The 8,123-nt window shown below is 64.8% G+C and carries 5 protein-coding genes and 1 pseudogene; 4 read left to right on the top strand and 2 right to left on the bottom strand.

Going from position 1 to position 8,123, the window contains the following annotated elements; all coding sequences use genetic code 11:
• Nucleotides 1–520 (bottom strand): annotated as a pseudogene (locus QCE69_RS04340) (mechanosensitive ion channel protein MscS); the annotation flags it as partial.
• Nucleotides 521–664: 144 nt separating this feature from the next.
• Nucleotides 665–1,141 carry a hypothetical protein gene (locus QCE69_RS04335; protein ID WP_309914900.1) on the bottom strand — a complete coding sequence of 159 codons (477 nt, stop codon included), beginning with the start codon at nucleotides 1,139–1,141 and terminating at the stop codon, nucleotides 665–667.
• A gap of 402 nt (nucleotides 1,142–1,543) precedes the next feature.
• Between QCE69_RS04335 and QCE69_RS04330 the strand changes: the two genes are divergently transcribed.
• From QCE69_RS04330 to QCE69_RS04315, 4 genes are all read left to right on the top strand, one after another.
• The gene (locus tag QCE69_RS04330; protein WP_309929594.1) at nucleotides 1,544–1,843 is read left to right on the top strand and encodes a hypothetical protein; all 300 of its coding nucleotides are present in this window, start codon (nucleotides 1,544–1,546) and stop codon (nucleotides 1,841–1,843) included.
• 513 nt (nucleotides 1,844–2,356) lie between these two features.
• Entirely contained in the window at nucleotides 2,357–3,190 is an 834-nt protein-coding gene (locus tag QCE69_RS04325) for an IclR family transcriptional regulator (RefSeq protein WP_309914896.1), read from the top strand.
• 381 nt (nucleotides 3,191–3,571) lie between these two features.
• Nucleotides 3,572–4,963 carry an MdtA/MuxA family multidrug efflux RND transporter periplasmic adaptor subunit gene (locus QCE69_RS04320; protein WP_309929592.1) on the top strand — a complete coding sequence of 464 codons (1,392 nt, stop codon included), beginning with the start codon at nucleotides 3,572–3,574 and terminating at the stop codon, nucleotides 4,961–4,963.
• A 27-nt stretch (nucleotides 4,964–4,990) separates the two neighbouring features.
• A complete protein-coding gene (locus tag QCE69_RS04315) occupies nucleotides 4,991–8,122 on the top strand; it encodes an MdtB/MuxB family multidrug efflux RND transporter permease subunit (RefSeq protein WP_309929591.1) in 3,132 nt (1,043 codons plus the stop codon).
• The last annotated feature ends 1 nt before the right edge of the window (nucleotide 8,123 follow it).

The raw sequence follows: 8,123 nt of genomic DNA, 5'->3' as shown, positions 1-8,123 counted from the left end.
AATTCGACGATGCCGGCGCGACTGCCGCCGTTGACGCATCGCTGGCGCCGCTCGCGGCATCGGCGCTCCTGCCGGGGGCGGGGCTGACGTCCGCTGTTTCAGCGCCGGCCGGTGCAGCCCCGGCGCCTGGCGCGGAGACGCCGGCCAGCGCCGCGCGCTTCGCGTCGCGCAGGCGCTTGAGTTGCGCGACCAGTGCGGTGCGTTGCCGGTCGCTGTCGAGCGTGGCGATGAGCGTGTCGAGCGAGCGCACCATGTCGGCGTCGGACGCCGTGGGCGCCACTGCGTTCGGTGCCCCATCCGGCGCCGATGCAGGCGCCGCGGGCTTGATCAGCTCTTCGAAGGAAGGCAGCGTGAGCGCGGGTGCGGCATGCGCGAAGGAAACGACGGACAGCAGGACAGCGAACTGCAGGACAGCGAACAGCGGTGCTGGCGACGCTCGCCGCACGCGCGCGCAGGTCGCCAGCCAGAAGATCGCGACGAACGCCCACGCGCCGTCACGCGCGCGTTTGCATGACTTCATGACGATACCGGTTTTCAAAAGACCGCCAGTTTAGCGGCTGCGAACTGCCGGCCGTCCGATGCGGACGTAACCGAATGTTAGCCATCGGTTGCATGCCGATTCGTCAGATCGTTTGAACGGAGCCGCTTTCTGTGCGGGAAAGCGTCATTTGTCCATTTCGGCGCGCGCATTGCCCGGGTCCGAACTGGCCGTCGCGCCGGATGCCTGGACGCCCGTCTGGCTGCCCGCCTGCGCGCCGTCCGGACGCGTCGACCAGTCTTGCAATTTGCGTCCCGCCGATTGCAGGCCCGCGCCGGTCGCGCTCGCCGCGTTGTTGATCGCGGCCTGGGTGGCGCTGGCCGCGTTGTCGAAGTTGGCGCGCGCCGAGGCCGCGACGCCGCTCGCGGAGATATCGGGCATCGAACCGGCGTTGTCGAAATTCTGCTGTGCCGACTGTTTCGCCGCATCGACCTTCTGGCCGACATAACTCGCCGCCTGATCGAATTTCTGGCCCGTCTGGCTCGCCAGATTATTGAATGCGCCGACCGCCTGGCCGGCCGTGGCGTCGTGCTTCTCGCAGGCCGCGAGCAAGGCGAGCGCTCCGAGCGCGACCGCGATGCGGGTCAAGGGAGTCATCTGCATGGTGTTGCCTTCCGTCGTCTGTCGTTTGTCGCAATGCGTGCGCGGCGGCGCGCGACGCTGAGAACCCCGTATTTGCCCCCGATGCAAGGGAGGAATCCGGATCAAAACTGGCGCACATCATACGCTGGTCCCGTCCAGACTTCGTCGAACGCGCCTTGCCCGACGCCGGCAAACATCCTTGCGCCAGCGACTTCACTCAACCTTGCATCAAAGGAAAACCCTGGCCGTCGCCGAGATCCGCAGAGAAGCATCCGTAAGTCAATTTCTCGAAAAAATCAGGCAAACCGTTTCAGATAGAGTAATTCTTCTACATTTAGGAGACTTCTAGTTTTGGCAGGCTATGCGGTTCGCATATATTTCCTCGCGTCCCGCCCTTCACGAAAATCTCCCACCATGTTTTTCATGAGTATCGCCATCGCCCTCACTGCAGGGATGATGCTGTTCGAACCGTTCGCCCGCCCGCCGGTTTCGCGCTTCACTACGCCCCGCCTGCGCCGCAGCGTGGCCGCCCGCTCCTTCTTTCAGGCCGCCGTCGCACTCTTCACGGCGTTGTTCGTGGCTACCAGCCCGCCAGCGCCCGAACGCATCTCGCCGTTGTTCGTCATGTGCGTCGCCGTGCTCCTGACGCTCGCGAGCATTTATTGGCTGCTTCGTGGCCGACGTATCCTGAGACAGCGCCGCGTCTTCAACCATCGAAGCTGAAAGCTTGCGGCGGTCCAGTGGACCCGTTGTCCGCCTGACGTCAGCCAGGCTTGCGTTCCGGACGGCGCCGCACGCATGAAAGGAGGCATTTCATTCCCCTCGCCGGGCTGCTTTGCAGGTATATTCGGGTCAAAGCATCAGACCTCGGCGGACAAAAAAAAAAGGCGCTGCGTTTCCGCAGCGCCTTAAAAGTTCTAGCCATTCCGAGGGCCGTGCTAGAACCTGAGAGACGGTATCCCGAAGTCTGAGAACGGAAAGCGCAAAAGCGCACGTCGCTATCAAGTTTCGAAATTCAATTCCATTTTTTATGGGAACGTTGCCCAAGTCAAGCAAAATTTCTGACTCCGGACAACTGCCCAACTTTATTACCGAAAAAAGCATGGTGTACCAAAAAGTTCATCGCTGATGCAGCTTATCGTCATGACTTGCATCGCTTGCAAGCTTTGAGATTTGTCCCGGTAGAATGTCGCGCCCCCGACCTTCGGAACAACGTTTCATAAAAAACAGGCTTACATGCAAAATGACCGGTCCACGGGTAAAGAGAGAACCCGAGAGAAAGACGGCGAGGAAGTCACCGCGCTCGCGCGAGGCCTCGACGTATTGCGCCGCATCGCCGCCGCCGACGCGCCCGTCAGCAACCGAGAACTGACCGACTGGACGGGCATTCCGAAGCCGACCGTCTCGCGCATCACCGCAACGCTGGTCGGCGCCGGCCTGCTGTACCGGCTTCCGGACAGCGAACGCTTCGTCCTGACCGCCTCCGTGCTGGAGCTCAGCAACGGATTCTTACGCAATTTCGATATTCGTGCTCGCGCGCGGCCCTTTCTGATACAGCTTGCCGAGCGAACCGGACTTTCGGTGCATCTCGCTGTGCGTGACCGTCTGGAAATGGTCGTCATCGACGCCATCCGTCCGCGCTCCGCCGTCCTGGTTTCGCGGCTCGAAGTCGGCGGCCGGATGGATCTCACCCGGACGTCCGTCGGGCGCGCCTACCTCGCGGCGCTGGCCGAAACCGACCGGCGCGCGCTTATCGGCAGCCTGCAGACCGCCTCGGGCGACGAATGGCCGTCCATTGCCAGCAGTCTGCAACGCGGCCTCGACGACGCGCTGCAGCGCGGCTTTGCCATGTCGGTCGGTGAGTGGCACGACGGGCTGAACGCGGTCGCGGCGGGCTTCGTGGGTCCGTCCGAGGAACGCTACGCGGTCAATTGCGGCGGCGCTGCCTATCAATGCCCGCGCGAAAAACTGATCGACACCGTCGCGCCCGCGCTGCTCGAATGCGTCGAGCACATCGTGCGCGAGATCGGCGGCACGCATCCGGCGCCCGCCGTCCACGCCGCCGGTTGAGTCACGCGGGCCGGTTAAACTACGCGGCCCGCCGTGTCCGGAAGCCTGCGCCTGTTGCACGCTCGTGGAAAGCCGTCGAAAGCTTGCCAACCCGCCCGTGTAACAGTCGTAATCAGCCGAAAGAATGACCGGTGGACGGGTCCGGACGCGGGACGTAGCATCATGCTTCGCGCGTGTCGGCGCCCCGCCGGGCTTGCAGCTTGCTAAGGTCGACGGCTTTGCTCGCGGGTAGCTGCCCCGACGCGCCCGTCGGTCCCGTCATGCGCCGGAGCCTGCGCTGCCCGGCGATTCGCGTGCCGCGCACCGCGCGCCTCCGAACCGTGATTGATTCCTCATCCGCGTCCTCGCAAGACAGAATCGAAAGACCCAGCCACCGAACAGATGGACGACCACAAGAATCCTTCAGGGCAACCGCGCCCGACGCCTCCCTCGCCCGCTTCGCCGGCTGCTCACCCTTATGCCACCACCCGCCGTCGCAAAGTCGTGCCGCTGATCATCGCGGTGCTGATCGTCGCGGGCGCGCTGGCCTGGTGGCATCCGTGGAACCGCAATGGCACGAGCGCCCCGGGCGCCCAGCATGAAGCGCGGCAAGGCGGCCGGCGCGGCGCCGCGAACGCGACGAACCAGCCGCAGCCGGTACATGTCGCAAGCGTCACGCAAGGCGAGATGCCCGTGGTCATCGACTCGCTGGGCACCGTCACGCCGCTCGCCAACGTCACGGTGAAGACGCAGCTGAACGGCACGCTGATGAATGTCGCATTCCAGGAAGGGCAGATGGTCAAGAAGGGCGACCTGCTCGCGCAGATCGACCCGCGTCCGTATGAGATCTCGCTGCGCAACGCGCAAGGCCAGCTCGCGCGCGACGAAGCGCTGCTGCAGACCGCGCGCCTCGACCTGCAGCGTTACCAGACGCTGCTGTCGCAGGACTCCATCGCGAAGCAGCAGGTGGACACGCAGGCGTCGCTCGTGAAGCAATACGAAGGCGCGGTCAAGTCCGACCAGGCCAACGTCGATACCTACAAGCTCGACCTGACCTATGCGCGCATCACGGCGCCGGTGTCGGGGCGCGTGGGCCTGCGCCAGGTCGATCCGGGCAACTACGTGACGACCGGCGACACCAACGGCGTGGTCGTCATCACGCAGCTGCAGCCGATCAGCGTGATCTTCACCACGTCCGAGGACAACCTCGCCGCCATCCTGAAGCCGCTGCACGCGGGCACGAAGATGTCGGTCACGGCCTATGACCGCGCCAACACCACGGCGCTCGAATCCGGCTATCTGGAGACGGTGGACAACCAGATCGACACCACCACGGGCACGGTCAAGCTGCGCGCGACCTTCGACAACAAGGGCGGCATGCTGTTTCCGAATCAGTTCGTGAACACGAAGCTGCTCGTCGATGTCATCAAGAACGCGACCATCGTGCCGACGCCGGCGGTGTTGAACGGCTCGTCGGGCGCGTTCGTGTATGTCGTCAAGCCGGACAACACCGTGACCGTGCGCAACGTGAAGGCCGGCCCGGTGGACGGCGAGCGCACCAGCATCAAATCCGGCTTGCAAGTGGGCGAGCGCGTGGTGATCGACGGTTCCGACCGCCTCAAGGAAGGCGCAAAGATCACCATCCCGGCCGAGAAGGCGAACGCGGCTTCGGGTGCTTCAGGTGCCTCGGGTGCGTCGGGTGCGTCAGGCGCCTCTGCCGCTTCGGGCGCTTCTGGCGCTTCCGGCGCGCATCACGGCGGGCATCGGCGTCAGCAGACGCAATCGCAGCAGTAACCCCGAGCTTCAGGTCACGAATACCGCATGAACCCATCTCGTCTTTTTATTCTGCGTCCGGTCGGCACGGCGCTCCTGATGGCGGCAATCATGCTGGTCGGACTGGTCGCGCTGCGCTTCCTGCCGCTGTCCGCGCTGCCCGCCGTCGACTATCCGACCATCCAGGTGCAGACCTTTTATCCAGGCGCCTCGCCCGACGTCATGACGTCGAGCGTCACCGCGCCGCTGGAGAAGCAGTTCGGCCAGATGGCAAGCCTGAACCAGATGTCGTCGCAGAGTTCGGCGGGCGCGTCGGTCATCACGCTGCAATTCAGCCTGGACCTGCCGCTCGACATCGCCGAGCAGGAAGTGCAGGCGGCGATCAACGCGGCAGGCAACCTGCTGCCCTCGGACCTGCCCGCACCGCCGATTTACGCGAAGGTGAATCCTGCCGACGCCCCCATCATGACGCTCGCCGTCAGCTCGAAAACCCTGCCGCTGACGCAGGTGCAGGACCTCGCGGACACGCGTCTCGCGCAGAAGATTTCACAGGTGGCGGGCGTGGGCCTGGTGTCGGTCAGCGGCGGCAATCGCCCCGCGGTGCGCATTCAGGCGAACACGCGCGCGCTGGCGTCGTATGGCCTCAATATCGACGACCTGCGCACGACCATCGCCAATCTCAACGTCAACACGCCGAAGGGCAACTTCGACGGTCCGACGCGCGCCTACACCATCAACGCCAACGACCAGCTCACCGACGCCGACGCCTACAAGAGCGCGGTGATCGCCTACCGCAACGGCCGCCCGGTGATGCTCACCGACGTCGCGAGCATCGTGCAGGGCGCGGAGAACACCAAGCTCGGCGCGTGGGTCGATTCGACGCCCGCGATCATCCTGAACGTGCAGCGCCAGCCAGGCGCGAACGTGATCGCGGTGGTGGACAGCATCAAGCAGATCCTGCCGCAGTTGCAGCAGTCGCTGCCCGCGGCGCTCGACGTGCGCGTGGTCACCGACCGCACGACGACCATCCGCGCGTCCGTGCGCGACGTGCAGTTCGAGCTCCTGCTCTCGGTCGTGCTGGTCGTGCTGGTCATCTACCTGTTCCTCGCCAACGTCTACGCGACCATCATCCCGAGCCTTTCGGTGCCGCTCTCGCTGGTCGGCACGCTCGCGGTCATGTACCTGTGCGGCTTCTCGCTGGACAACCTCTCGCTGATGGCGCTGACCATCGCGACGGGCTTCGTCGTGGATGACGCCATCGTGATGATCGAGAACATCGCGCGCTACGTGGAAGAAGGCGAATCGCCGCTCGAAGCCGCGCTCAAGGGCAGCAAGCAGATCGGCTTCACCATCATCTCGCTGACGGTCTCGCTGATCGCCGTGCTGATCCCGCTGCTCTTCATGGGCGATGTCGTGGGCCGCCTGTTCCACGAATTCGCGATCACGCTCGCGGTGACCATCGTGATTTCGGCGGTGGTGTCGCTGACGCTCGTGCCGATGATGTGCGCCAAGCTGCTCCGCCACACGCCACCGAAGGACAGCAAGCGCTTCGAGGCGCGCGCGCACCGGTTCATCGACTACGTGATCGGGCGCTATGCCGTGGCGCTGAACTGGGTGCTGGCCCGCCAGCACGCCACCTTGTTCGTCTTCGTGCTGACGCTGGTCTTCACGGCGGTGCTCTACATCTACATTCCGAAAGGCTTCTTCCCGGTGCAGGACACCGGCGTGATCCAGGCCATCACGCAAGCGCCGCAGGCCGCGTCCTACCAGGCCGTGGCGGACCAGCAGCAGGCGCTCGCGAAGAAGATCCTGCAGAACCCGGACGTGGAAAGCCTGACGTCGTTCATCGGCGTGGACGGCACCAACATCACACTGAACAGCGGCCGCATGCTCATCAACCTGAAGCCGCGCGACGACCGCAGCGACACGTCGAGCGACGTGATCCGCGCCATCCAGGGCGAAGTGGCGGACATTCCGGGCATCAAGCTGTACATGCAGCCGGTGCAGGACCTGACGATCGACTCCACCGTCAGTCCGACGCAATACCAGTTCATGCTGACCGACCCGAATCCGTCCGAGTTCGCGGAATGGGTGCCGAAGCTCGTCGCGCGCCTGCAAGGAACGTCGGTGCTGACCGATGTCGCGACCGACCTGCAGCAGAACGGCCAGTCGGTGTATATCGAGATCGACCGCGCGACGGCCGCGCGCTTCGGCATCACGCCGGCCACCGTCGACAACGCGCTGTACGACGCCTTTGGCCAGCGCATCATCTCGACCATCTTCACGCAGTCGAACCAGTACCGCGTGATCCTGGAGGCCGAGCCCAGCGACGCCCACTACAGCGACACGCTCAACGGCATTTACCTGCCCTCCTCCACCGCGACCAACGGACAGGTCCCGCTCTCGGCCATCGCCAGGTTCCACGAACGCGCGGCGCCGCTGCTCGTCACGCACCTGGGCCAGTTCCCGGCCACGACCGTGTCCTTCAATCTCGCCAAGGGCGCGTCGCTCGGCGAAGCCGTGAAGGCCATCGAGCAGGCGAAGCAGGACATCGGCCTGCCCGCCTCGTTCCAGATCCGCTTCCAGGGCGCGGCGCTCGCGTTCCAGGCGTCGCTGTCGAACGAGCTGTTCCTGATCCTCGCGGCCATCGTCACGATGTATATCGTGCTCGGCGTGCTGTACGAGAGCTTCATCCATCCGATCACCATTCTCTCGACGCTGCCCTCGGCGGGCGTCGGCGCGCTGCTCTCGCTGATGATCACCGGGCACGACCTGGACATCATCGGCATCATCGGCATCGTGCTGCTGATCGGCATCGTGAAGAAGAACGCGATCATGATGATCGACTTCGCGCTCGAAGCCGAGCGCGAGGAAGGCAAGCCGCCGCGTGAAGCCATCTTCCAGGCCTGCCTGCTGCGCTTCCGGCCGATTCTCATGACCACCATGGCCGCGCTGCTCGGCGCACTGCCGCTGATGCTCGGCTGGGGCGCGGGCTCGGAACTGCGCCATCCGCTCGGCATCGCGATCGTGGGCGGCCTGATCGTGTCGCAGTTGCTGACGCTGTTCACGACGCCGGTCATCTATCTCGGCTTCGATTCGCTCGCCCGCAAGCTGCGCGCGCGCTTTCATCGCGGCACGACGAACGGGCCGCGCACGCCCGCCGCCGGTGAGGGACGCTGAG

Origin of the sequence: Caballeronia sp. LZ032 (genome assembly GCF_031451315.1) — a bacterium.
Taxonomy (GTDB): domain Bacteria; phylum Pseudomonadota; class Gammaproteobacteria; order Burkholderiales; family Burkholderiaceae; genus Caballeronia.
This window is presented reverse-complemented; position numbering and strand designations above follow the sequence as displayed.